The organism is Mycobacterium paraseoulense (genome assembly GCF_010731655.1).
Classification (GTDB): Bacteria; Actinomycetota; Actinomycetes; order Mycobacteriales; family Mycobacteriaceae; genus Mycobacterium; species Mycobacterium paraseoulense.
The window spans coordinates 1924553-1947120 of record NZ_AP022619.1 but is presented as its reverse complement, the minus strand read 5'-3'; the positions used below and the strand labels follow the sequence as shown (position 1 = coordinate 1947120).

General features: G+C 64.0%; 24 protein-coding genes and 4 pseudogenes. 10 read left to right on the top strand and 18 right to left on the bottom strand.

What is annotated here, in order from left to right; genetic code table 11:
* Positions 1–359 precede the first annotated feature (359 nt).
* The 3 genes and pseudogenes from G6N51_RS08975 to G6N51_RS08965 form a co-directional block, all read left to right on the top strand.
* A pseudogene (locus G6N51_RS08975) lies at positions 360–554 on the top strand (hypothetical protein); the annotation flags it as partial.
* Positions 484–996, top strand: a complete 513-nt coding sequence (locus G6N51_RS08970; protein WP_306460835.1) for an enoyl-CoA hydratase/isomerase family protein — start codon at positions 484–486, stop codon at positions 994–996. The pseudogene G6N51_RS08975 and the gene G6N51_RS08970, both read left to right, overlap by 71 nt.
* Before the next feature lie 168 nt (positions 997–1164).
* Positions 1165–1683 (top strand): TetR/AcrR family transcriptional regulator, encoded by a 519-nt coding sequence (locus G6N51_RS08965; protein WP_142274865.1) that lies wholly within the window; start codon positions 1165–1167, stop codon positions 1681–1683.
* Positions 1684–2223: 540 nt separating this feature from the next.
* On the opposite strand, the gene G6N51_RS29145 is transcribed toward G6N51_RS08965, so the two are convergent.
* From G6N51_RS29145 to G6N51_RS08930, 7 genes and pseudogenes are all read right to left on the bottom strand, one after another.
* Complete coding sequence (locus G6N51_RS29145; protein ID WP_083169603.1) at positions 2224–2490, bottom strand: hypothetical protein; 267 nt, start codon at positions 2488–2490, stop codon at positions 2224–2226.
* Positions 2487–3227, bottom strand: coding sequence for a FadR/GntR family transcriptional regulator (locus G6N51_RS08955; RefSeq protein ID WP_083169601.1), 741 nt, complete (start codon positions 3225–3227; stop codon positions 2487–2489). The genes G6N51_RS29145 and G6N51_RS08955 overlap by 4 nt, the downstream gene beginning before the upstream one ends.
* A 101-nt stretch (positions 3228–3328) precedes the next feature.
* Positions 3329–3579, bottom strand: a pseudogene (locus G6N51_RS08950) (acyl-CoA dehydrogenase family protein); the annotation flags it as partial.
* A gap of 998 nt (positions 3580–4577) precedes the next feature.
* Positions 4578–4934, bottom strand: a complete 357-nt coding sequence (locus G6N51_RS08945) for a pyridoxamine 5'-phosphate oxidase family protein (protein WP_083169597.1) — start codon at positions 4932–4934, stop codon at positions 4578–4580.
* On the bottom strand, positions 4921–5349 hold the full coding sequence (locus G6N51_RS08940; protein WP_142274864.1) for a pyridoxamine 5'-phosphate oxidase family protein: 429 nt from the start codon (positions 5347–5349) through the stop codon (positions 4921–4923). The genes G6N51_RS08945 and G6N51_RS08940 overlap by 14 nt, the downstream gene beginning before the upstream one ends.
* Positions 5346–5657 carry a hypothetical protein gene (locus G6N51_RS28885; RefSeq protein WP_232078291.1) on the bottom strand — a complete coding sequence of 104 codons (312 nt, stop codon included), beginning with the start codon at positions 5655–5657 and terminating at the stop codon, positions 5346–5348. The genes G6N51_RS08940 and G6N51_RS28885 overlap by 4 nt, the downstream gene beginning before the upstream one ends.
* 230 nt (positions 5658–5887) lie before the next feature.
* Positions 5888–6904, bottom strand: a complete 1017-nt coding sequence (locus tag G6N51_RS08930; RefSeq protein WP_083169596.1) for a LysR family transcriptional regulator — start codon at positions 6902–6904, stop codon at positions 5888–5890.
* Between G6N51_RS08930 and G6N51_RS08925 the strand changes: the two genes are divergently transcribed.
* On the top strand, positions 6903–7856 hold the full coding sequence (locus G6N51_RS08925) for an alpha/beta hydrolase (RefSeq protein ID WP_083169595.1): 954 nt from the start codon (positions 6903–6905) through the stop codon (positions 7854–7856). The genes G6N51_RS08930 and G6N51_RS08925 overlap by 2 nt on opposite strands.
* Positions 7857–7922: 66 nt before the next feature.
* Here G6N51_RS08925 and G6N51_RS29140 read toward each other — a convergent pair.
* A pseudogene (locus G6N51_RS29140) lies at positions 7923–8275 on the bottom strand (hypothetical protein); the annotation flags it as partial.
* Positions 8276–8344: 69 nt separating this feature from the next.
* On the opposite strand from G6N51_RS29140, the gene G6N51_RS08915 reads away from it, so the two are divergent.
* Both G6N51_RS08915 and G6N51_RS08910 read left to right on the top strand, forming a co-directional pair.
* A complete protein-coding gene (locus tag G6N51_RS08915) occupies positions 8345–9820 on the top strand; it encodes a class I adenylate-forming enzyme family protein (RefSeq protein ID WP_083169669.1) in 1476 nt (491 codons plus the stop codon).
* 23 nt (positions 9821–9843) lie between these two features.
* Positions 9844–10146 carry a hypothetical protein gene (locus tag G6N51_RS08910; protein WP_083169594.1) on the top strand — a complete coding sequence of 101 codons (303 nt, stop codon included), beginning with the start codon at positions 9844–9846 and terminating at the stop codon, positions 10144–10146.
* A gap of 306 nt (positions 10147–10452) precedes the next feature.
* On the opposite strand, the gene G6N51_RS08905 is transcribed toward G6N51_RS08910, so the two are convergent.
* The 4 genes from G6N51_RS08905 to G6N51_RS08890 form a co-directional block, all read right to left on the bottom strand.
* Entirely contained in the window at positions 10453–10668 is a 216-nt protein-coding gene (locus G6N51_RS08905; RefSeq protein WP_083169593.1) for a hypothetical protein, read from the bottom strand.
* A 505-nt stretch (positions 10669–11173) separates the two neighbouring features.
* Entirely contained in the window at positions 11174–12109 is a 936-nt protein-coding gene (locus tag G6N51_RS08900) for a TIGR03619 family F420-dependent LLM class oxidoreductase (protein ID WP_083169592.1), read from the bottom strand.
* Between the two features lie 474 nt (positions 12110–12583).
* Positions 12584–14113: a fatty-acid--CoA ligase FadD4 gene (gene fadD4 / locus G6N51_RS08895; RefSeq protein WP_083169591.1), complete on the bottom strand. Its 1530-nt coding sequence runs from the start codon at positions 14111–14113 to the stop codon at positions 12584–12586.
* Positions 14114–14117: 4 nt separating this feature from the next.
* Positions 14118–14528, bottom strand: a complete 411-nt coding sequence (locus G6N51_RS08890) for an acyl-CoA thioesterase (RefSeq protein WP_083169590.1) — start codon at positions 14526–14528, stop codon at positions 14118–14120.
* Positions 14529–14557: 29 nt separating this feature from the next.
* Here G6N51_RS08890 and G6N51_RS29625 point away from each other — a divergent pair, with 29 nt between their 5' ends.
* A complete protein-coding gene (locus tag G6N51_RS29625; protein ID WP_372510065.1) occupies positions 14558–14959 on the top strand; it encodes a thiolase C-terminal domain-containing protein in 402 nt (133 codons plus the stop codon).
* A 13-nt stretch (positions 14960–14972) separates the two neighbouring features.
* Here G6N51_RS29625 and G6N51_RS08880 read toward each other — a convergent pair whose 3' ends face one another.
* The 6 genes from G6N51_RS08880 to G6N51_RS08855 all read right to left on the bottom strand — a co-directional run bounded on the left by G6N51_RS08880 (position 14973) and on the right by G6N51_RS08855 (position 20578).
* A complete protein-coding gene (locus G6N51_RS08880) occupies positions 14973–15713 on the bottom strand; it encodes a FadR/GntR family transcriptional regulator (RefSeq protein ID WP_083169589.1) in 741 nt (246 codons plus the stop codon).
* A 26-nt stretch (positions 15714–15739) separates the two neighbouring features.
* On the bottom strand, positions 15740–16882 hold the full coding sequence (locus G6N51_RS08875) for an acyl-CoA dehydrogenase family protein (protein WP_083169588.1): 1143 nt from the start codon (positions 16880–16882) through the stop codon (positions 15740–15742).
* Between the two features lie 19 nt (positions 16883–16901).
* Complete coding sequence (locus G6N51_RS08870; RefSeq protein WP_232078289.1) at positions 16902–17903, bottom strand: acyl-CoA dehydrogenase family protein; 1002 nt, start codon at positions 17901–17903, stop codon at positions 16902–16904.
* Positions 17900–19105, bottom strand: coding sequence for an acyl-CoA dehydrogenase family protein (locus G6N51_RS08865; RefSeq protein ID WP_083169587.1), 1206 nt, complete (start codon positions 19103–19105; stop codon positions 17900–17902). Before G6N51_RS08865 ends, G6N51_RS08870 begins: the two co-directional genes overlap by 4 nt.
* Positions 19106–19191: 86 nt before the next feature.
* Positions 19192–19323 carry a hypothetical protein gene (locus G6N51_RS08860; RefSeq protein ID WP_372510057.1) on the bottom strand — a complete coding sequence of 44 codons (132 nt, stop codon included), beginning with the start codon at positions 19321–19323 and terminating at the stop codon, positions 19192–19194.
* Positions 19324–19387: 64 nt separating this feature from the next.
* Positions 19388–20578, bottom strand: a complete 1191-nt coding sequence (locus G6N51_RS08855; protein WP_083169586.1) for a thiolase family protein — start codon at positions 20576–20578, stop codon at positions 19388–19390.
* A gap of 105 nt (positions 20579–20683) precedes the next feature.
* Between G6N51_RS08855 and G6N51_RS08850 the strand changes: the two genes are divergently transcribed.
* The 3 genes and pseudogenes from G6N51_RS08850 to G6N51_RS08840 all read left to right on the top strand — a co-directional run bounded on the left by G6N51_RS08850 (position 20684) and on the right by G6N51_RS08840 (position 22562).
* Positions 20684–21142, top strand: coding sequence for a MaoC family dehydratase (locus tag G6N51_RS08850; RefSeq protein WP_083169585.1), 459 nt, complete (start codon positions 20684–20686; stop codon positions 21140–21142).
* Positions 21143–21151: 9 nt separating this feature from the next.
* Positions 21152–22248, top strand: a pseudogene (locus G6N51_RS08845) (class I adenylate-forming enzyme family protein).
* Positions 22245–22562: a hypothetical protein gene (locus G6N51_RS08840; RefSeq protein WP_083169583.1), complete on the top strand. Its 318-nt coding sequence runs from the start codon at positions 22245–22247 to the stop codon at positions 22560–22562. The pseudogene G6N51_RS08845 and the gene G6N51_RS08840 overlap by 4 nt, the downstream one beginning before the upstream one ends.
* The last annotated feature ends 6 nt before the right edge of the window (positions 22563–22568 follow it).

Here is a 22568-nt window from a genome sequence, read left to right as displayed (position 1 = left end):
TTGACTGCGCGGTCATAAATTGCCGATCACTAGGTCCCACGGATTGGCAGCAGTAAGGGCCATCCGGCCGAGCCGACGCTCATGCTCTGCGCGCGCGGTGTTACGGGCAACGGATGTTCAGCGGTGACGCCGATCGCGGCGCCATCGGCTGCGGCACGCACCGCAATCTCGCGCCCGATGCGACGGGTGGCACCGGTCACCACCAGCACGCGGTCCTTCAGAGTGCGAGAACCTGAACTGTGCACGGTCTTGGGCTCCTCTCGCCCGCTGGTACGGACGCACCGGCTCTTAAATGCTATAACTATATATCTTATTTGATCTACGATCGCGACGGTCCCGTCGCCCAGGAGCAAGGAACCATGAGCAACGTCATCTCGATCGGCACTTATGCCCCGACATGGTGCAAGGGCGACCGGCGCGTTAAGGGATTCGACGAGGACGCGCTCACCATGGCCGTGGCGGCCGACCGGGCCACCGACGCTAATGCTGTTGCCCGTCGCGTGGTCCTGGTCTCCCGCGACTTTCCTCTCATCGAAGGCGGCACCGGCGCTGTCCATGTTCGGCCGCCTCATCGAGGATCAGGTGGCGCGCACGTTTCAGATTCACGAGGCCCGCACCGTCTTCCTCAGGGTGATCAACTTCGCGAAGCCCCTGGTCTGCGCGGTCAACGGGCCGACGGTGGAGCTGCGCTGTCCGATCGCTCTGTTGTCCGACCTGCTGGTGATGCGGGAGAACAGCTACTTGGCCGACCCGCACGTCGCGGTTGGGCTCACTGCCGGGGACGACGGCGCAGCCATGCTGCCCTTGCTGATCGGCATGATGAAAGCCAAGGAGTGTGTGTCGCTTGGCAATCGGATCACGGCGCCGTTCGCGGAGAAGCTGAATCTGGTCACAAGGTCGTGCTCGGAGACACGGTGCTCGAGGAGGCGCTGGCACTCGGCGAGCGGTTCGCCGCACTGCCGCCGCAGGCTCTGCGGTCGTCGAAGGTGGCGCTGAATATGCACCTTGCCCAGGCTGCTCAAGGTGTCCTGGAGTACGCGCTCGCCGATCAATTGACGTCGTTCTCGACAGCCGAGTTCAAGGAACGAGTGCCGCATTCCTTGCTCGATCCAAGAAGTGGCCGCTAGTGGTCCGTCGGCGATGTGATCTGGCCGAGGGCGTCGAGTGACACGACGCCGGCTAGAACCGCGGCAGCGGCGTGAAGAGCTGCTCGACGCGGCAGCCGCATTGTTCGCGGAGATGCCGTATGAAGACGTCTTAATCGAGGACATCGCCGCGCGCGCGGGTGTGTCCAGGGCGTTGATGTACCACCATTTTCCGAGCAAGCGAGACTTGTACGTGGCAATATTAAAGCGCGCTAGCGACCGGTTCCTGGCACGCGTGAGCCCTGATCCGCTACTGCCGCTGGCAGAGCAGCTTGCCACCGGACTCGAGGCCCACATCCAGTCGTTTCTCGATCATCCCTTTGAAGCCATCGCGATCAACCGCGGCGTATTGTCGTATGACCCGGCAATTCAGGCGATCATCTCCGAGGAGCTCACCGTTGTGGGCCAACGCCTGATCGATCAACTCGTCGCGCAGGGACAGGCGCGCAGTGCCACCGAAATCGCTGTGGAGCTGGTTGGCGTTTGTTCGGTCAGCCAGTGTGAAATGGGTTCAGTCGCAGAGTATCTCGCGGGCTGAGCTTACCGACATGTGTTTGCGCGCATTCGCCTGCGTTCTTGGGCGCCCCAACACGGCGCATGTCCGACCGAAGGCATTCACTAGCACGCGCCTGCGCCGCAGAGCGATCGCAAGCGTCGCCAAGCTCACCACGGCGATCACCGCTGGGAGTGAGCATCGGAACGGCGACGCGTCGCTATTGGTGTGGAAGGCCACTGCCGACGACATCATTGCCAAAGTCCAACGCAGCCGCAATACGCTCCGCCAGGTCAAGGGGCCGACGGACCGCTAGCGGTAGGCGGTGACGCGCCCCGTCACCGCGGGCCTGCCGTCGTCTCCGACCGCACGTGCGTCGGCGACGGCAGTGCCGCGTCCGATGCCCACCGGACCCGCTACGCCACAAGACCGATTCTGCCGTCGATGACGCCAACGGCATTGTTGAGGAACGGGTCTACGTTCTGGCACAGGACTCGCAAAACGTCGGCAGGCGGCATGGGATCCACGGCCATCAGTTCTGCGAGAGAGGCATTTGACTCGGTCGCTCGCTCGCTTCTCTAGGGGTCAGTTCGATGCTAATTCGGTGGACACCGTCCACTCGGTGTCGCGATGCCGGAAGCGGTTGGACAGTCCGCTGACCGCATCGATGAGCACGCCCAGAGGGCCGACGGTCGGCAGGTTGGTGAAAGGATTGCCCATGTCCGCGAGCGGCATCCGCATCTCCACGACGGCGGACTTTCGATGAGCGATCAATACCTCGATCCCGAACCGCCGTAGGAGATGGATCGGCGTCTCGATGTCGTGGCCGGCTTCCCGGCTGACATCTGTCATTCGAGAAGGTCGACGACGGTGGACAATTCGGAACCCGACAGCACGAATTCCTCCGCCTTCTGCAGGTGCTTTTTCCACAGCTCGCCGGCCTTCTCGGCCTCGCCCGCCTTGATCAGGTCCAGCACCATGCGGTGTGTCTTCGCGGACCGGCGGACCGCCTGCTCTGCGCGAGCACCTTCGGTGGGCTGCAGCGAGCGATTCGCCTTCTCGACGATGTGGTGCAGCATATCGCTGACGATCTGCAAGGTCTTGTTGCCCGACAGCCGTGCGATAGCGGCGTGGAAGTCCGTCAGTTGGACCACGGCGTCGCTGCCCGGTTTCAACTGCTCCTCGGCTTCGACGATCTTCTCCAACTCCGCGATCACTTTTGCGTTGCGCTCTTTGGCCAGCTGCACGACCATCGGCGTCTCGAGAGCAATTCGCGCGTCGTAGACGTCTTTGAGCGTCACGCCCTCGTACTCGAGAATCACCCCGGCATAACGGGCAAGCGTCTCGCGTCGCGGTCGGGTGACACGGGCGCCGCCACGCACGCCACGCTGCACGACGATGAGTGACTCCGATTCGAGAACGCGGAATGCCTCGCGCAGCGTCGGCCGCGACACGCCGAACCGCTCCATGAGTTCTGACTCCGGAGGGAGCATCGTCCCTTCGGCGATCTCGCCGCGGATGAACATCCTGCGCAGCACCGTGGCCACGCGATCGGCCATCTTCGGCTCGCGAAGGCTGGTGACCTCCATATCGACCCTCCACCGTAGTCGTAATCAACTAACTGTTTGAAGGTTAGCCGAACGGCCCTGCTCAAACCGCTAATGCGCCCACTCAGTGAGCAAACTCATCGTCAAAAGCCCATCGCCCGACCCATCAGGTCTTTCATGATCTCGGTGGTGCCCGCATAAAGCCGCTGCACCCGCGAGTCGCGCCACAGCCGCGCCACCTCGTATTCGTTGATGTAGCCGTAGCCGCCGTGAAGCTGCCGGCACCGGTTCGGTGATCTCCCACTGCTCCTCGGAGGTCCACCATTTCAGGCCCGCCGCGGCGGCGTCGGAGAGGTGCCCTCGTTGATCGCAGCATGCACTGGTCGAGATACGTCCAGCGTCGGCGAGTGGGGCGTTCGTATCGGCGATTGCGAAGACGGTGGTCCAAGAAGGCACGGAACTGCGATTGCAGAGCCGCAATGTCGTCGGTCGGCCTCGTGAACCATCGATGCGTCAGCTGGCGTCGAGGTACGTGCCGTATTCGTCAAGGATCGATTCGATCTCGTGAGAAGGATGATCCCCGGATGGAGTCAACCTGGATCTTGTCAAATTCAAAAGGGTTTGTTTATTCCGCAAAAATATAGCGACCGGTTCGACGCTTGAGCAAGGCGACTGCGCAGTAACGCCAGGTGGCACGCGGAGGAAATGGACCCGAAGCTGCAAGGGGTGGCGGTGTGATTCGTTGCGGTCGTTTCCATTCTGGTGATGACGGCCGCGGCTCGGGACGACGATGGGCGCGTTGCCAACGGTGGCCCCGTCTCGGTGACGACGGTTATGTGGGCCCACTTCTCTCACGTGCAAACGTCCTGGCGTAATGGCGAGCTGCATTATCGACCGCCCGCAGGCGCGCGCTGCCGTGGCTGCCGCGATGTACTTGGGGATCCGGTACGCGATCAGTCGAGTCACTGTGGATCAAGGCCACATCGACGTTCTGTCCGGTGGCCGTCTGATTGGAAAGCCGGCCGCGACAGTGCGCATTCCGACCGGAACAAGATGGCAGGCCGAGATAGCTTGCGGGATAACGAATCTTGCATGCCACGGGGCGTCGGCTGCGGGAGCGGTGTCTGCCATCGTCGCTGTGCGGTGTTGGGTTTGCGGGCCCTGCGGATCACCTTGGGGACGAGATTATCCGCGTCAAGGTCGAACGCGCCCTGCATCGGGCGATCATGCCCCGACGGACCGACCCGATGACAAGGAGGATGTGATCAACTGGGAATCAAACAGTTCGGTGACCTCGCCGAAGTCGACGGAGACACCGTACGGCGATGGCGCGGGGCCTGCTCGGTCATCGCGTAGGACGACGCCGGGAACTTCGCCGCTGCTTCACTGCGCTCATACGGACTCATCCCGCTGGAGTTTTCCGAAATCGAAACCCGTGCGTCGCTCAATGTCGACACGAACAGCTTTGTCGACGAAGTTCGGGTGGCCGTGCACTATTACGCCTCGAATCTCGTAGTAGCTCTGATGCTCGTCGGCGACACAGCAGAGCTGTTGGCGTGCAACGGCATTTACGGCGACGGGATCAATCGGGTCCAAGCGCAGCAGCAGCGTTCTTGTGTGAAACTCACTATGAGTGAGGGTGGCCGTCGGCCAGCCATCGGCGTCGACGGTGCCGACCGCCATGATTTCGCATCGCGACAGAAAATCGTCGATCTCCTTCGCGTCCATGCGGATATCAGGCTTCGGCATTGGCGGCGACCACCCTCCGGGAGGGTCGGGACTGATCGACTTCGATTCGGTACACGACTCGCTTACCATCTTGCAATCGCTCGCGAACGGTGTCTATTACGGCATCGGGCACCTCTGTCGGGCCCGCTTTGGGTCGTGCGGGAATGAACGCGGTCGGATCAATAAGGCGGCTGCGGCCCCACAAGGCAACGCCCTCGGCGGGATCGTCGTAGTTGACGATGACAACGCAGACGCGATCGTCCGCTGCCAGATAGCGGGCTTTCGCGGCCCTGCGATAGGTCGTGAACTCGATGGCTCCGTCACGTGGAGTGCCGGTCATGGGGTATCCGATCACCGTGTCGTCGGGTCGCCTCATGAAGAGAAACATCGAAACCGGTTGGCCGTTCACGCACCATTCGGGGAATGCGACCGTCAATTGTTGGCCTCGGCGGGGTAGGTTGCGCTTGGTTTTGCCTGAGTGGCCGAAGAATTTCTCGGAGTTCTCGTCGGTGATCCGATGCGTCGAATGCGTTGCGCTGCAATGCCTAGCGCCTTCAGGAGAGTTGGGGCTTTCGACAGGTTGTTGCCAGAGCTGGACTGATCGAGACGTCTTTCATGACGCTCACCGAACGCGATCTCCAAGCGAAGCCGCTGGCCTGCCTCCCCGAAATTCAATAGGTCGTGGTCGTCCTCGTCGAGCTTTTCGCGTGTTCGGACGGCCGGCGCTCTGTCGTCGCTTGCCATGGTCTTCCTTTCGGCGGATGGCAATTTGTGATGCTCAACGTACCTGGCACGAGGGCGGCCCGGGCACTTCAGGCGGATATCACGCCGATCGCGATGGGCGGGATTGCCCTCGCCTGACACGAAACCTCACGTGAGCGATTGCCATGCATTGCCTCATATGTGGGGGACTGGATGCTGTCGCGCGAGGAGTCAAGCGGGGTCGGTGTCCGATGGGCTTAAATGGCGATCCATTATTTTGTGAGAGCGCCGGGCTCTGCGACCGAGGCGAGGACGTCCCTTGGGTCGATGCCCGTCCGCTGTGGGGTGTCGGGGCTCCACGCCAGTGAAAGGACGTATGGCGGCGGCGGTTGGCGGAACCGGCGCACGGCGAACGCCGGGTCGTCGAATACCCGCCACGGCCCGCCGGCTTCCAGGCTCAGCGATGGAATCACACTGCGATAGGTGCGGATTCGGCTGGCCATCGCGGCAACGTCGAGGCTGTCGATGCGGTCGAATTGTGTGACGCCGTGGCAGACCATGAAGTCGTGCAGGTCGTTGAGCACTGAGGGAAATGGCGTATCAGGTGGCAGTGTCACGTCACGTCGGCTGATATCCGCCCAGTCGACGTGTTGACAAGCGGCCAGCGGGTCGTCGCCGCGCATGACAAGCACGTAGTCCAGTACGGCGATCGGCTGGTGCGGCAGGTGGTCGCAGTCGGGCGTCGGGTTCAGCAACGCGAAGTCCAGTGTGCCCGCCGCGAGCCGGCGCGGCAGCTGGCCCGGTTCAACGAGCTCAATTTTGACATCCCACATTGTTAGGTTGCGCAGAGCAACCACCGTGCGGTCGAGCACGGCTGGCGGCGAAAGATGGAATGCACCAATCGTTATAGCACTCGCACGATGCCGGAACGATCGTGCGTAGTCGCTCAGGGAATCAGCGTGACGCAGTATTTCCGCGGCGCGTTCGCGAAGCGCCGAGCCTGCGGCGGTGAGGCGCACGTTGTGGTGGCCGCGGATGAACAGGGCCACCCCGAGCTCGCTTTCCAGCGCCCGCACCGCTCGGCTGACCGGTGCCGGACTCAGATGTAGACGCTGGGCTGCCCGGCCGAAGTGCCGCTCCTCGGCAACCGAAACAAAACAGCGCAGGTGGTGAAGTTCCACTGCGCCAGTTTGACACTCGATACGCCTTGCGCGTTGCGGTTCGGGCAACGTCGCGATGTGCAAAACGCACTGGACAACGGTGGCGGCGGTTTCGACGATATGTGCCATGCCAACGCCATTGACGTTCGATGTGACGGCCGGGGTCGGGACCGGTGAGCGGCTGGTCCAGTCGGCATGGGTCTTCCTGCCGCCGCGGCCCGCCGATGCGGTCGCCACCCTGTTGTGTCTGCCCGGCGGACTCTATGACAAGCACTATTGGCACATGCAGATTGACGGGCACCCCGGCTACAGCTTCGGAGAGCACCTGGCCGAGGCTGGCTTTGTCGTCATCGCCCTGGACCATCTCGGTGTCGGCGAGAGCACTGACCCGACCGCATCCGGCCAGCTAGGGCTGGAGTTGCTGGCCGCCGGCGACGCGGAGGTGGCCCGGCAGGTCCGTGAAGGCCTGCGTAACGGCGACCTCATCGACGGCGTTTCGCGGGTGGCTGCTCCCCTGGTCGGTGTGGGCCATTCAATGGGCGCATGCCTGACCGCGATGGTGCAGGCCAACACCGGTATCTACGACGCGGTGGCGCTGCTCGGCTACGGGGTGCAGATCGCCAACGTCTTTCAAGAAAGGATTGATGCCGCCGATCTCGAGAGCCGTGTTAAGCAATCGATGTCGCTGGCTTGCCAGCTCTCGGGTGCCAGTCCGCTGGACAGTCACATGAACGTTCCGCGGTTAGATCTTGAGGACATGTTCTATGCCGGGGAGGTACCACAGCGGGTAATCGACGCCGACACCGCCGCGCAGAGTCGGGTGCCGGTGCGCGCAGGTGCAGAGGTCGCCACGCCGGGGTTCGTCGAGCGCTACACGCCACAAGTGAATGTTCCGGTGTTCCTCGCATTCGGCGCAGCGATTGACGTGTCGCCCAATCCATACATCGAACCTGCCAACTACACCGGCTCTGCCGATGTGACACTGCACCTGGTGCCAAAATCGGGCCACTGCCACAACTTCGCCAGCCACCGGCGCGAGTTGTGGGATCGCATCGCCGCGTGGGTTCCTACAGTGACTTGAGGGTCGTCTCATGCCTGGGACGCCCGGCTGGCGGAAGCGCGCTGGGCGAAAACGTCGGACGGGCTATTCCCTCTTACCCGCTGCGACATCGCGGCCGGTGCGAATCCACGCGGCCACGGTGAGCAGATAGTTGCCGGTGGCGCACCCCTCAGGGTCGCATGCGCGGGCACCCCAGTCATTCCGACCAGTCCGGTGACCGCCTCGTGATTAGCCCCTTCGAGGCTGCCTGCGTATGGGCTGCCGACATCCGACCACTGCACACCCACATCGCGAAGCGCGCGGCCGATCGCAACAGCGCCCATCTCCACCGCAGACCGGCCCTCGTAGCGACCGAAAGGACGGAGCCCGACGCCGATGATCGCGGTCTCTGACGTGCTGCTCGTGGTACTCGTTCGACGGTCCGGTTTGGACTCTTGCAGACAGGAAGTCTATAACTATATATCGGATTCGAAAGGGTCAGAACGTTGAGCATTGCACTACTGCTGGAGATGGCCGTTTCCGGCGATCCCAATCGTCTGGCCGTGGTCGGCGGTGGTACACGGCTGACCACGTCGGAGTTGAGCCGGCTCGCGAGCGGGGGGGCCGGAGTCATCGGCGCGTCCGGCGTTCAGCACGTGGCCTATGTCGGCACCGGCGGGCTCACGCTGCCGTTGCTGATCTTCTCGTCGGCGCGGGCCGCAGTTCCGTTCACGCCGTTGAACTACCGTTTGAGCGCGGACGGTTTGCAGCAGTTGATCGAACGTCTGCAGGCGCCGCTGGTGGTCGCGGACCCGCCGTATGTGGAACTGGTCGCGGGTGCGGGTAAGCGGGTGGTGACGTCGGAGGAGTTCATCGAAGCCGCTCGCGCGGGCGAACCCCTTGAGGAGTTCGCCGATCCCGATGATGTGGCGATCGTTTTGTTCACCTCAGGTACCACTTCTCAGCCCAAGGCCGTGGAGTTGACACACAGCAATCTGACCGGTTACGTCACGGGCACGGTCGAATTCGGTTCCGCTGACGCCGACGATGCGGCACTGGTGTGTGTGCCGCCCTATCACATCGCCGGCGTTGGTGCGGCGCTGTCGAATCTCTACGCAGGCCGACGGATCGTCTACCTGTGTAAGTTCGATCCGCGGGAATGGTCACAGTTGGTGCGCGACGAGCGAGTGACGACTGCGACGGTGGTGCCGACGATGCTCGACCGCATCATCGCCGAGTTGGAGGCCAGCCCGACGGATCTCCCGACGCTGCGCACTCTCGCGTACGGGGGCTCAAAGGTTGGGCTACCGCTGGTCCGTAAGACCATGGAGCTGCTGCCGCATGTGGGCCTGGTCAACGCATACGGACTCACGGAAACAAGCTCGACCATCGCGGTTCTCACACCGGAGGACCACCGCACGGCCCACGGCTCGACGGAGGCGGCCGTGGCGCGCCGGCTCGGGTCAGTCGGCAGGCCGGTGCCCGGGATCGAGGTCCAGATCCGCGACGAGGCGGGCACTGTACTCCCACCCGGTCAGACGGGGGAGTTGTTCGTACGGGGGCCACAGGTATCGGGCCGATATACAGGAATCGGTTCGGTGCTCGATGACGGCGGCTGGTTTCCCACCAGGGACCGCGCGATGCTCGATGACGACGGCTATCTGTTTATCGGTGGCCGATCCGACGACACCATCATCCGCGGTGGTGAGAACATCGCCCCTGCGGAGGTCGAGGACGTGCTCGTCGAGCATCCCGACGTCCACGAGGTGGTGGTGGTCGGCGCGGATGACCCGGAATGGGGGCAGATCATCGTCGCGATCGTGGTGCCCGAGCCGGGCGCGCAACCGGATGTCGAAGAGATGCGCGAGTTCGTTCGCAAGACGCTACGGGGGTCACGCACCCCTGACCGCATCGTCACCCGCGATGTTTTGCCGACAACAGCGACAGGCAAGGTGCTCCGCCGCGAAATCGTTGAAAGTCTACGGATTGCGGCTGAACAGCATTAGTCACGAAAACCAAGGAGCTGCACATGATCAAGAACGGAACCCGGCTGCAGAGCCAGGTATGCGACACACAGGTCATCGTTGTGCGGTCCGCCGACAGTCTCGATGACTTGCGGTGTGGGGGATTGCCGATGGTGTCCCTCGACGCCGAGAAGTCACCGCACGCCGACCTGGACCCGGCTTTCGCCGGCGGCAGCACGATGGGCAAGCGCTACGTCGACGACGCTGGCGCCGAAGTACTGGTCACCAAGGCCGGAGTCGGGGCCTTGAGTGTCGGCAACACTTCGCTGGCGCTCAAAGAGGCAAAACCGCTGCCCGCCAGCGATTAGTCAATCGCGCGGAGTTTGTCCCGTACTCCGCAGTAGCTTCACCTTCGGCGCCATTGCCGGTCAGCTAGGTGTCCTGAGCCACTCTGCGCATTGCGCCACTCACGCCGAAACTGAGGTTGCGCAGGACAAGTGCGAGAAACCCTGGACACACCCTCAGTTTCGACGTTCTCGCAGGGCTGGCGCGCCCGGTCATTAGACCAAGAGGCTCAAAAGCACGGTACCGATCTTGAGATTAACGAAAGGGGGGAGACCGCTGCGGGGGTATTACGGCGCGACTTCCTGCTCACACCTACATCGGCCGGCAGCTCATAGCGCTGCGGTGACCTTCTTGACGACATCCTGCAACATGTCGCGCAGGTCGTCGTCGGTGATTCCGCTCAGGCGGGCGTCGGCTGCGCATCCGTAGATTCCGGCGGTGAGTAGCGTCAGATCAGAACAGCTCTTTTGCGCGCCGAGCAGCAGGTCGGTGAAGCTGTCGACAGTGTGGCGCAGATCCGGGTGGGTGTTGATCAGCTCGGTCATGGCTGGATCGCCGTAGATTGGGACGGTGGTACTGGTGGCCGCAGCGGGTGCGGGTGCATCCGCTGCCTGCCCCGCGGCCCAAAGTCGAGCGTTTGCAGAAGGATCCAGCAGTCGGAGTAACGCAATGAGAGCGTTGACCGCAGTCCTTGCGACGAACCTCGCCCTCAGTGCTGGTGGCCGCACCCACGCCCGCCGGGCATCTATGCCGCGCCTTTCCATCACGCCGACGCCCCTGCCAACGACAGCGCAACGGCCTCTGCGCGCCGACGCGACCTGGCCCCAGATGCGTTCCCCGTCTGCGCCGGCGGCCAAACCGACGACCGGTGGGTAACGGGTGGTGTCAGGCTCCGTTTCGCCATCGCGTGCGAGTGGGATACACCACCCGATTCGGGGTGGCCGTCGAGGCGCCCGGTCAAGCTACGCCAAAGGCTCATCGTTGTCCTCTGTGTCGTCACGCACCGAACAATCGACCACTTCGCCTGTCAACCAAACGGGATCCGCCGCCTCATGCCGCCCTGAGCTGTGGGATTACCTCCTCCGACAGCCAGCGAAGCGAGTCCAAGTACTCACCCAGTTCGCTCACCGGGGCGGGCGGCACCCAAGTATCGGTCACGCCCAGGGTGGCGAGTTGCCCACAAGCGTCGACGACGCGCTGCGTTTCGGCCGACGACACCGAAGCCTGGTCATCCAGGGGCACATGGCCGGTATCGTCCAAACCGATGAGCAGCGCCATCAGTGAGTAGAACACTGTCAACGGCCGACCGTCGAACTCGGCGAACGACCGAAGACGGTCAAGCTTTTCGGGTATCTGACCTGGCGGCGTCAACCATGGCGCCCACCCATCGCCGAATCGCGCTGCGCGTCGCAGTGCGGCATCGGCGTCGCCGGCGACCCACACCGTCGGATGCGGTTCTTGGATTGGTTTGGGCTCAAAGGTTATGTCAGCAAAATTGACATACTTGCCGTCGAAGCTCGGCGCTTGGTTGTGCCACAACTCGAATATCGCAGCCAGGTACTCGTTTGCCCGCGCACCGCGCTCCTCCCAGGGGACACCGACTGCGCGGTACTCGTCAGGCTGCCATCCCAAGCCCACCGTGACGGCCGCGCGACCGCCGCTCAGCCAGTCCAGCGTGGCCAAGGACTTGGCAAGCACGATTGGATTGTGTAACGGCAAGATCGTCACCATCGAGCCAAGTTTGATTCGCCTCGTCGCGCCCGCCATGATCGCTTGTGCGGTGGTCGAATGCACAAAGTGTCGTCCCGTCGTCTCTGCGTGGTCGGCAGCGACAACGAAATGCTCTGGGATCAGAAGACCCTCGAACCCGCACTCGTCGGCAACCTGTGCGATACGGACGATGTCGGCACCCGTAAGCGTCGATTCCCACGGCTGTGTGATCGCGGGCGTGTCGACACAGCCGGGCAACAAAACGTGAAACTTCACAACCTGGCTCCTGTTCCTCGACCGATTGATGCGTCATCTCGCACAGGCCGCATTGTCGGCGCCAGCGGCCGGCTGGCCAGTTCAGCCACCAACTTTCGAGCTGGTCGGTGACGACGCGGAATTCATCGTTGAGCGACAATGGGATAAGGCACTCGAAAACGTTGCCCGCATGCCAGCGGCGCGCACTCGCTGCGCGGCCAATTCCGATGGCGTATCCCGAGGTTGGCCGACAAAGCCCGACGAGTGATCCGGGTCACTTGCATTATCAGTACAATAATTATCCCTTTGCAAGGTGTCAAATGGTGTGATCTCTGCTCCCGCGAACGATTGTGTCGGTTCCGTAGGAGAAGCAATCCCGAACGCGCGGTGCGTTTGCGGGGGCGACAACCGGGGCAGAGATGGCGGCGTGCCAGCAACGGCGCCACAGACACATCGGTGGGGCGCCACCGCCGGCATACCTGTGTTGTGGTGCGCCTATTCAGCGGGCCCGCTGTACTTCTCGATCAGAGATTGCTTGTAGAGCTTGCCCGCATCGCTGCGCGGCAGGCGGGTCTCGAAGCGGATCTGTCGCGGGCACTTGAAGTGCGCAAGCCGGCTTCGCAGCCATTCCAGCAACTCGTCGGCGAACTCGTCGGTCGTGTGCAGGGGGTCTACTGTTTCGACCACGGCGGCGACCCGTTGGCCCATCTCGGGGTCGGGAATCCCGAAGACGGCGGCGTCGGCGACGCGCGGGTGGCTGACGAGGAGGCTCTCAGCCTCCTGCGGGTAGATGTTGACGCCCCCGGAGATGATGGTGTGGTGGCGCCGATCGCTGAGATAGAGGTAACCGTCCTCGTCGAGGTGTCCGACGTCGCCGACCGTCGCCCACCCGTTCGGGTTGTGCGACGCGGCGGTTTTGACGGGATCGTGCAGATAGTCGAACGCGAAACCGCCCTCGAAGTAGATGTCTCCGGTCTGGCCGGCCGCCAACTCGCTACCGTCCTCGCCGAGGACGTGAACCGTGCCCATTAGCGAGCGGCCCACCGAGCCGGGATGCTGCAACCACTCCTCGGCGGTGATGAAGGTGATTCCCGCGCCCTCCGAAGACGAGTAGAACTCGTCGATGATCGGACCCCACCAAGCGATCATCTGTCGCTTGATCTCGGGCGGGCACGGCGCCGCGGCGTGCACAACGCGCTCAAGACTGGACAGGTCGTAGGCGTCGCGGACCTCGGCCGGCAGCTTCAACATCCGGACGAACATTGCCGGCACGAACTGCGCGTGAGTGATGCGGTAGCGCTCGATGCAGGCCAGTGCCTGCTCGGCGCCGAACTTCTCCAGTACCACGGTGGTCGCGCCGAGCGTCTGCACACACATCGACCACATTGACGGTGCGGTGTGGTAGAGCGGGGCTGGGCTCAGGTAGACGGACCGGTCGGTAATGCCCACCGCGTCAAGCAGCGGGGTGAGCACGTTCGGCGCAACCGACGGCGCCACATGTGGCAACTTCCGCCGAATACCCTTGGGTCGGCCGGTAGTCCCTGACGAGTACTGCAGTAGGTCGCCTTCGAACTCGTCGGCAATAGGCGTGTCGGGTTCACCGGCAACGCATTCAGGATAGGAGACCCAATTGGGTAGCGTGGTCCCGGTCATCAATCTGAGCGGGGCCGGAACGTCGGTCAGGTACTCCTCGAGCTGTTCGCACTGTGCGCTCATCGCGGCCGAGCCCGCAATCGCCTTGGCTTCGCTGTTGCTCAGGATGTAGCCCATTTCGGGGGGCGTCAGGTGCGTGTTCACCGGTACGTAATAGAGGCCGGCGCGCCGGGCCGACCACATCACGGCGTGCATGTGCTCGTTGTTCTCCATGACAAGCGCGATGGTGTCGCCCTCACGCAATCCATTTCGGCGCCAGTAGTGCGCCAGTCGGTTCGCTCGTGCCTCGAGTTCTGCGAAAGTCAACCGAATCCCCGACGGGTCGAGCACGATCGCCGGTTTGGCCGACGATGTGTGCGCGCGAATCTGCATCGTGCTACCGATCCGCCGGGTCCTCGACGAGCGTCAGCAGCGCCGCGCGTTCCTCCTCAGTCCACGGACGAGAACCCCGTCGGTCTAAGTGGAGTACGACCTGTACCGTTCGGACCGTCGCGCATTTGCGTCCTTCGTCGGTCGCGATCTCGTTGACCGTCGTCAACGAGGAGGTACCGATGGATTCGACTATCGACGTCACGCACACGACATCGGAGATCTCGACTGAGCTGTGGTAGTCGATGCCGTTGTGCACGACGACGATCTGTCCCCACGCGTCGGGTAGCGTGGCCATTAGATAGCGTGCCCGCGCCTCTTCGGCGTAGACCAGGAACACGTTGTTGTTGACATGTCCGACCGGGTCAAGGTCCGTCCAACGTGGCTCGATCCGCAACGGCGGCGGCAGGGCTGTCATAGCCAAATAATCTACCTGAATGCAGGTGGATATCGGCGGCGCACCGATCCGGAACGGGGGAGATGGCCGGCGTCACCCCGCGCGATATCGACGTCGCCGAAGTGCATGACTGCTTCAGCGGTGTCGAGTTGATCAGCTACGAGGATCTCGGTTTTGCGGAGCGGTTCGAGGCCTACAAGCTGATCGAGGGCAAGGTCACAATGATCGCCGCCGACGACGCCGTGCTCGATGAGGCGCTAGCGCTGGGCGAGAGACTTGCCGCGCTACCAGCGCAGGCGTTGCGTGCCTCGAAGGTGGCGATGAACATGCATTTATCGCGTGCGGCCCTGGGCATACTGGAGTATGCGCTGGCCGAGGAGTACACGTCGTTCTCCACTCCACAGTTCCAGGAGCGGGTGGCGGCCTTCCGTAGTAGGTCGGAACGAAAGTAGAAGGTGGGCAGGTTTATTCGAGGAGGTCGACGACGGTCGACGATTCCGAGCCGCTGAGGACGAACTCCTCGGCCTTGCGAAGGTGTCGCTGCCACAGTTCGCCGGCCTTGTCGGCCTCGCCCGCCTTGATGAGCTCCAACAACATGCGATGCGTCTTCGCCGAGCGGCGAACCGCCTGCTCCGCCTGGCTGGTTCCCGTCGGTTGAAGCGAGCGGTTCGCGGTCTCGACGATGTGGTGCAGCATCGAGCTGATGATCTGCAACGTCTTGTTGCCTGCCAACCGGGCGATGGCCGCGTGGAAGTCGGTCAGCGTATCGATCGCCGCCGTGCCTGGCGTCAGCGCGGCCTCCCGCTCGATGATCGCCTCGAGTTCCGCGATGACCTCCGACTTGCGGTCCTTGGCCAGCTGAACGACCATCGGCGCCTCGAGTGCGACGCGCGCGTCGTAAACGTCCTTGAGCGTGACCCCCTCGTACTCGAGGATGAGGCCGGCGTACCGTGCCAGCGTCTCCCGCCGCGGCCGGGTGACCCGAGCACCCCCGCGAACGCCGCGCTGGATGGTAATCAACGACTCCGACTCGAGGACGCGGAATGCCTCCCGCAGCGTGGGTCGGGATACGCCGAAGCGCTCCATGAGCTCCGATTCGGGCGGCAGCATCGTGCCCTCGGCGAGTTCGCCTCCGATGAACATCTTGCGAAGGATGGCGGCGACCCGATCGGCCATCTTCGGCTCGCGAAGATTGGTGACCTCCACGGCGCACCCCTTCGTTGTCGTAGTAGTCAGTAACCCATCGCCCGGCCGACCAGATCCTTCATGATCTCAGTCGTGCCTGCGTACAGCCGCTGGACGCGGGAATCCCGCCACAGCCGGGCGATCTCGTACTCGTTGACGTAGCCGTAGCCGCCGTGCAATTGCAGGCAGCGGTCGACGATTTCCCACTGCACTTCCGAGGTCCACCACTTCAGACCGGCGGCGTCCTCGTCACTGAGCGTGCCGTCGTTTACCGACAGCACGCACTGGTCCAGATAGCACTGCGCCGCATCCAATTTCGTCTGCATCTCGGCGAGGAAATGACGGTTCACCTGGAACGTGCCGATCGGCTGTCCGAACGCCGTGCGCTCCGACGCGTACGCCTTGGTCAGATCGAGCGCTCTGCGGGCCGCGGGCAACGCATAGCACGCGACGCCTACCCGCTCGCTGGGAAGGTTCGACACGAGGTGATAGAAGCCCCGGTTCAGCTCGCCCACCAGATTCTGCTTAGGTACCCGCACGTCCTCGAAGAACAGTTCCGCGGTGTCGGCGGAATACTGGCCGATCTTGTCGAGCTTGCGGCCCCGGGTGAAACCCTCCATCCCGTCCTCGATCATCAACAGGCTGATGCCCTTGTGCCGCGCGGACGGGTCCGTCTTGACGGCGGTCAAGACCAGCTTCGACTGCAGCCCGTTGCTGATGAAGGTCTTCTGCCCGTTGACGATCCAGTGGTCACCGTCGTCGCGCGCCGTGGACTGGATGCCCGCCAGATCCGATCCGGCACCGGGCTCGGACATCGCGATCGAGCCGATGTACTCGCCAGAGATGAACTTCGGCAGCCAACGCTCCTTCTGTTCCTCCGTGGTGAGTCGGTCCAGATACGGCACCAGGATGTCGTTCTGCACTCCGAGGCCGATACCGACCGAGCCGGTCATGAACATCTCTTCGGAGATGATCTGGTTGAAGCGGAAGTCCTTGACGCCCAGCCCGCCGTACTTCGGGTCGAACTCCCAGCCGATCAGGCTGTGTTCGCCGGCGGCCAACCAGGCTTCGCGGCTTACCTTGCCGTCGCGCTCCCAGTCGTCGACGTATGGCACGCATTCGCGTTCGAAGAAGCGGCGTGCCGTCGCCCGGAAATCATTGTGAACTTCCTCGAAGATGTTGCGGCGCATAAATTTCCTTCGATCCGCGCTAGGTCCAGGAGATGAGGTTGGGCAGGGCCCGGTCGCCCGCGTCGACGTCGAACAGGTACTCGGCGAGCTCGGTTTCCAGCCGGTCGTGATCACCGCACAGGGCGTCGAGCTGGAATCCCCGCGATACGTAGCGGTGCAGTCGGTGCTCGGCCGTCAGGCCGATCGCGCCACAGACTTGCAGCGCGACGTCGGCGACGGCGCGGTGCGCCCGTCCGGCGGCCGTCTTGGCGGCGAGTGCGGACAGGCGCCCGCCGAACCGCCACGACTGGTCGAGAAGTGCTCGAGCCCCGGCGATCTGCGCGGCAGCCTCAGCGAGCGCGTGGCGGGGGGACTGCAGCGATCCGATCGAGACACCGAATTGCCTACGGGCGCCAACCTGCTCTGTCGCGATGTCGAGCGCGCTCGTGGCGAGGGACAGCAGCTCGGTGCCCAGCGCGCGTTGAGCGGCTGCGACGGCGCGGCGCCACTCGTCGGTCGCCTTGGTGAGGGCGATGTCCAGTGCACCCTCGACCCTGGTCCAGTGCACCGACGGGTCGAATGTGTCGATGCGCTCTGCGCGGAGCAGGTCGGCATCGACCACGCCGATCGACACCGTGCCGAGTTCACCGGAGACGGGCACGACGAGTCGTCCGGCGGGTGGCCCCAGCACCATTCCGGTGATGCGGTTTCCGCCGGACGCCGGCGCGGATCCATTCGCCGGCTCGGGCAGCACCAGTCCGTCCACGGCGCCGTCGACGAGGGCGGCGAGTTCGGCGATCATCACGCGGGCAAGGCAATTCGTCGTGGCGAGCGAACGGCCCTGCGCATCAAAGAGCAGAGCGGATGCGGCGATCGGGTACTCGGCTTCGATCTCATCCCAGCCGAGTGGCCGCAACTCTGGCTCGATCGCGACGTGAGCATGCCGCCCCGCGATGTCCTCGAAGAGTCGTGACACGGCTTCGGAGACCATGGTCCACGACTCGTCGAGCGCTTCGTCGTCCGCGTGAATGGGGGTGCTCATCGCTTCTCCTTCGGCAGTCCGAGCAAATGATCGGCGATGATGCCCCGCTGAACCTCGGCGGCGCCGCCCATGATGGTGGCGGCGCGGGAGTACCACCACTCGGCCCGCGCGGTGTCGAGTTCATTCGACTTCGGTCCCGACGGCCCCGCCATCATCCAACTGCGTCGGACGTCGAGGATCAGGTCGTTGGCGGCTTTCTCCGCCTGTCCGAACAACAGCTTGTCCACGCTGCTGTCCGGCCCGATGAGCTCGCCCCCCGCGATCCGGCGCACGGTGGCGGCGGTGCGGGCTTGTGCGGCCGCCACATCGACATACACCCGCGCGAAGCGCTTGCGCATCTCGTCGGACGCTCTGTCGGCGACCATGTGGGCGCGCAGCCGGCCGAGCTCCGTCAGCACCTTGTTGAGCACTGCGTAGCCGTACATGCCGCGTTCAAATTGCATGAGGAACATCGTCAGCGCCCAACCGCTTCCGACCTCGCCGAGCAGGCGTTCGGGCGGAACGCGAACGTCATCGAAGAAAATCTCGGCGACCTCCCGTCGCCCGCTCGCGAGCGCGATGGGCCGCACCGTCACCCCCGGAGTGTCGGTGTCGACGAACAGCATCGTCAGGCCGCGGTGACGCGACTCCGGGTCGCCGGTGCGCACCAGCAGGAAAAGGCGTTTGGCCGTGCCTCCCTGACTGGTCCAGATCTTCTGGCCGTTGACGATGAATCCGCCGGTGCCGTCGTCGACCGCCCTGGTACGCAACGATGCCAGGTCGCTCCCCGACTCGGGTTCGGAGAAACCCTGTCCCCACCACTCGTTGCCGGCCAGGTAGTCGGGTAGATGGCGCTCCGCTAGTTGCGGGGCGTACTTGAGCAGGGCCGGCCCCATGACTTCGAGCGACCACTGCTGAGCCGGAATGGGAATCATCGCGAATCTCAGTTCGTCGTAGTACACGGCGCGATGGATCGCGTCGCCGCCGAAGCCACCCACGGCCTCGGGCCAGCCCCAGCGGTTCCAGCCATCCTCGAAGAGTCGTGCCATCACCTCGCTGTCGTGCGCCATCTGGTCTTCGGCGTTGTCGAACACGGCCGTCCGCCAACGGACCGCCTCGGAGGACTCGCGCAGATAGTGCCGGAAGTCCAGCCGGAACCGGGCGACGTCGGTCACGTAGCCGCTGGTGAAGCCCCCCGGCGCGGACTGCGTCGAATGTGACATCGGGATTCCTTACGCTCTGGACACTCGGCCGAATAATCAATCCGATAAATAGTTATCGATTTTACATCGATCATTGAACCCTATTGCTACGCGGTCGGCAATGGGCCGGCGAGTCCTCTCGATGCGACGCCGAAGAGCCACGACATCGCCTGTCCCAATTCGGCGAAGTCGAGCGAGGCGCCATCCTTCGCGTAGTAGGCGGTCGACATGCTGGTCATCGGCTGGGGCGGGTCCTTCCGTCGGATTAAAAGTATAATAATATATCTATTTTACCGACGGCTGTCAGCTCACTTCGATGACCATGGCCGCACCCATGCCGCCCCCGGCACACATCGACAGCACGCCGATGCCGCCGCCGCGCCGCCGTAGCTCGTAGGCCGCCGACGTGACCATCCGGGCCCCCGTGGCGGCGATGGGATGCCCCAGGCTGATCCCGGAGCCGTAGACGTTGACGATTTCCTCGTCGAGCCCCAGTTCCCTGGTGCAGGCGACGGCTTGCGCGGCGAATGCCTCGTTGATCTCGAAGAGCGCGACGTCGTCGATCGCGAGCCCAGCGAGGTCCAACGCTTTCGGGATCGCGTAGATCGGGCCACTGCCGGTGCGGTTGGGCTCAACGCCGACCGCGCTCCACGACAGCACGTGCGCGAGTACGTCGGCCGCGGTGTCGGGCCTGGTCAACGCCACCACCGCGGCGGCGTCGTTTAGTCCGGACGAATTGCCCGCCGTCACCGAGAAGCCGTCGATCTCGGGATGCAGCACTTTCAGCCCGCTCAGAGTCTCCATGCTGGACTCGCGACGAGGGTGCTCGTCGCTGTCGAAGGCGACGGTCGAACCGTCGGGCCGAAGCACGGTCACCGGGACGATCTCCTCGACGAAAGACCCGTCATCGATGGCCTTGACGGCGCGTTGATGGCTACGCAGAGCCCATTCGTCTTGAGCGGTTCGCGATACCCCGTACTGAACGGCGCAGTTGTGCGCGACGGTGATCGACATGTCGACAGCGGGCGCGTCGGGTGTCGGGGGATGCGACAACGACATCCACGGATCGTCGTAGTCGGCCGGCTCCTTACCGGAGGTGAAGGGCTTGCGCTTGCGGACCATCGGAGAGGTCGAGTGGGACTCGGTTCCCCCGGCAAGCACACTGGTGTTCATGCCGGCGGCGATCTGCCCGGCGGCTACCGCGATGGCGGTCAGGCTGGAGGCGCATTGCCGGTTGACGGCCATTCCGGCACCGTTTACGAGCCCGAGCTCCACGGCCACGTAGCGCGCGATGTCGCCGCCACCCTGCAGCACCTCGGCGAGCACCAGGTCCTCGAAGTCGGAGGGCTCGAAACCTGACCGCTCGATCGCGGCGGAGATGACGGGCTTGGCGAGCTCGCGGGCGTCGACGTCGACGAGCGTGCCTCGACGGGCCGTTCCGATCGCCGTGCGCGCTGCGGCCACGATGGCGGCTTTGGGTGTTGTCGCTGTCATAGTCGTCCTTCACGGTAAAAGCGGGATTCTCCCCGGCGGTGACTTCGGCGAGCCTATACCGTTAAATAGATAACCGAATGGTGCGTCGGTGAAAGCGAGGTTGTCGTGAAGGTCATTACGTCCATCGACGAGGCGATCGGATTGGTGGGGGCAGAGCTGGGGGTGAGCGACTGGCTGGTCGTTGATCAGGACCGGATCGATGACTTCGGAACGACGACACTCGACCGGCAATGGATACACGTCGACGTCGAAAAGGCCGAGAAGGAGAGCCCGTACGGCGCCACCATCGCCCACGGCTTCCTGACGCTGTCGCTCATCCCGGGCATGAGCAAGGCCAACTATCGTGTGGAGAAGGCCAAGATGGGCATCAATTACGGCTTGAACAAAGTGCGTTTTCTGTCTCCGGTCAAGGCGGGCAGTCGAATTCGGCTGCACTCGGCGCTCGTCGACGCAGCCAAAGTGGACGAATCGACCGTCAACCTCACGGTGCGCCACACAGTAGAGATCGACGGCGTCGACAAGCCCGCGGCGGTGGCCGATCTTATTGCCCGCTTCGTGTTCTAACGAGAGTCCGTGAGCATCTCGTTGCGGTTGGAGATGGCTCAGTGCGGTCGGCTGGCCGACAGCGGTCGCACCGCACTCGTGTCTGGTGAACTGAGGCTCTCGGTGTCCGAACTCAGCAGGCTGGCCGAGGGTGGCTCGGGTGTGATCGCAGCCTCGGGCGCGCGGTGCGTCGCCTACGTCGGCAGCGGCGGGGCAATGCTGCCGCTGCTGCTCTTTGCCTCCGCGCGGGCCGCGGTGCCAGTCATTCCGCTCAATTACCGGCTCTCGGCCGCCGGCCTGCGTGCGCTGATCGGCCGGTTGTCAGCGGGCCGCAAGATGGTGTACCTGCCCATGTTTGATGCCGCCGAGTGGCTGCGCCTGATCGACGTCGAAGCCGTCACGTCGGCCACCGTCGTTCCGACGATGCTCGACCGCATCGTCACCGCGCTGGACGCAGCCGAGACGACATTGCCGACGCTTCGCACCCTGGCCTACGGAGGCTCGAAGGTCTCGCTGCCGCTGCCGCTGCCGCTGCCGCTGCCGCTGCCGCTGGTGCGCAAGGCGCTGACGCTGCTGCCGGAGGTGGGTTTCGTCAACGCCTATGGGCTGACCGAGACCAGTTCGACCATCGCCGTGCTCACCCCCGACGACCACCGCGCCGCGCTGGCCTCAGACGATGCGACCGTGTGCGCCGGCTCGGGTCGGTGGGCCGGACAGTGCCGACGATCGAGGTACAGATCCGCGCCGAGGACGGGACCGTTCTCGGGCCGAACGAGCCCGGCGAGCTCTTTGTGCGTGGCGAGCAGGTCTCGGGCCGCTACACCGGTATCGGCTCGGTGCTGGACGAGCAGGGTCGGTTCCCGACCAAGGACGTCGCTCACCACGACGCCGACGGGTCCTGTTCATCGGCGGCCGCTCCGACGACACGATCATTCGCGGGGGCGAGAACATTGCCCCGCCGAAATCGAGGACGTGCTCGTCGAGCATCCGCACGTGCACGACTGCGCGGATCACGCACGCCGGACCGTGTCGTCTTCCGCGACGCGGTGCCCACCAACGCGACCGGCAAGGTGCTGCGCCGCGAACTCGATCGCGAATTCAACGAAGCGACAAAGGAGCCCGCATGATCAAGAACGACGCCCGCCTGCAGAGCCAGGTCTGCGACACCCAGCTCATCGTGGTGCGCAGCTCCGAGGCCTTCGATGATCTACGGGTCGGCGGCGCACCCGCGGTCCCCATGCCGCCCGGCACGCAGGACCCAAAGGCGGATTCCAAATACACCGTCGACGACGCGTTCGCCGGCGGCACCGTGATGGGCAAGCGCTACGTCGCCGCCAACGGTGCTGAAGTGCTGGTCACCAACGCCGGCAAGGGATCGTTGTCCGTCGGCACGACACCTATGAAGATCAAGGAAGCCAAGCCGCTTCCCGCCAGCGACTGACCCGGC

Bases quoted from the DNA above. Each gene is read 5' to 3' on its own strand.
- G6N51_RS08970 (WP_306460835.1), top strand. From the start codon at position 484: ATGCTGTTGCCCGTCGCGTGGTCCTGGTCTCCCGCGACTTTCCTCTCA.
- G6N51_RS29145 (WP_083169603.1), bottom strand. From the start codon at position 2,490: ATGACAGATGTCAGCCGGGAAGCCGGCCACGACATCGAGACGCCGATC.
- G6N51_RS08955 (WP_083169601.1), bottom strand. From the start codon at position 3,227: ATGGAGGTCACCAGCCTTCGCGAGCCGAAGATGGCCGATCGCGTGGCC.
- G6N51_RS08945 (WP_083169597.1), bottom strand. From the start codon at position 4,934: ATGCCGAAGCCTGATATCCGCATGGACGCGAAGGAGATCGACGATTTT.
- G6N51_RS28885 (WP_232078291.1), bottom strand. From the start codon at position 5,657: ATGGCAAGCGACGACAGAGCGCCGGCCGTCCGAACACGCGAAAAGCTC.
- G6N51_RS08925 (WP_083169595.1), top strand. From the start codon at position 6,903: ATGCCAACGCCATTGACGTTCGATGTGACGGCCGGGGTCGGGACCGGT.
- G6N51_RS08930 (WP_083169596.1), bottom strand. From the start codon at position 6,904: ATGGCACATATCGTCGAAACCGCCGCCACCGTTGTCCAGTGCGTTTTG.
- G6N51_RS08915 (WP_083169669.1), top strand. From the start codon at position 8,345: ATGGCCGTTTCCGGCGATCCCAATCGTCTGGCCGTGGTCGGCGGTGGT.
- G6N51_RS08910 (WP_083169594.1), top strand. From the start codon at position 9,844: ATGATCAAGAACGGAACCCGGCTGCAGAGCCAGGTATGCGACACACAG.
- G6N51_RS08905 (WP_083169593.1), bottom strand. From the start codon at position 10,668: ATGACCGAGCTGATCAACACCCACCCGGATCTGCGCCACACTGTCGAC.
- fadD4 (WP_083169591.1), bottom strand. From the start codon at position 14,113: ATGCAGATTCGCGCGCACACATCGTCGGCCAAACCGGCGATCGTGCTC.
- G6N51_RS08890 (WP_083169590.1), bottom strand. From the start codon at position 14,528: ATGACAGCCCTGCCGCCGCCGTTGCGGATCGAGCCACGTTGGACGGAC.
- G6N51_RS08875 (WP_083169588.1), bottom strand. From the start codon at position 16,882: ATGCGCCGCAACATCTTCGAGGAAGTTCACAATGATTTCCGGGCGACG.
- G6N51_RS08870 (WP_232078289.1), bottom strand. From the start codon at position 17,903: ATGAGCACCCCCATTCACGCGGACGACGAAGCGCTCGACGAGTCGTGG.
- G6N51_RS08865 (WP_083169587.1), bottom strand. From the start codon at position 19,105: ATGTCACATTCGACGCAGTCCGCGCCGGGGGGCTTCACCAGCGGCTAC.
- G6N51_RS08860 (WP_372510057.1), bottom strand. From the start codon at position 19,323: ATGACCAGCATGTCGACCGCCTACTACGCGAAGGATGGCGCCTCGCTC.
- G6N51_RS08855 (WP_083169586.1), bottom strand. From the start codon at position 20,578: ATGACAGCGACAACACCCAAAGCCGCCATCGTGGCCGCAGCGCGCACG.
- G6N51_RS08840 (WP_083169583.1), top strand. From the start codon at position 22,245: ATGATCAAGAACGACGCCCGCCTGCAGAGCCAGGTCTGCGACACCCAG.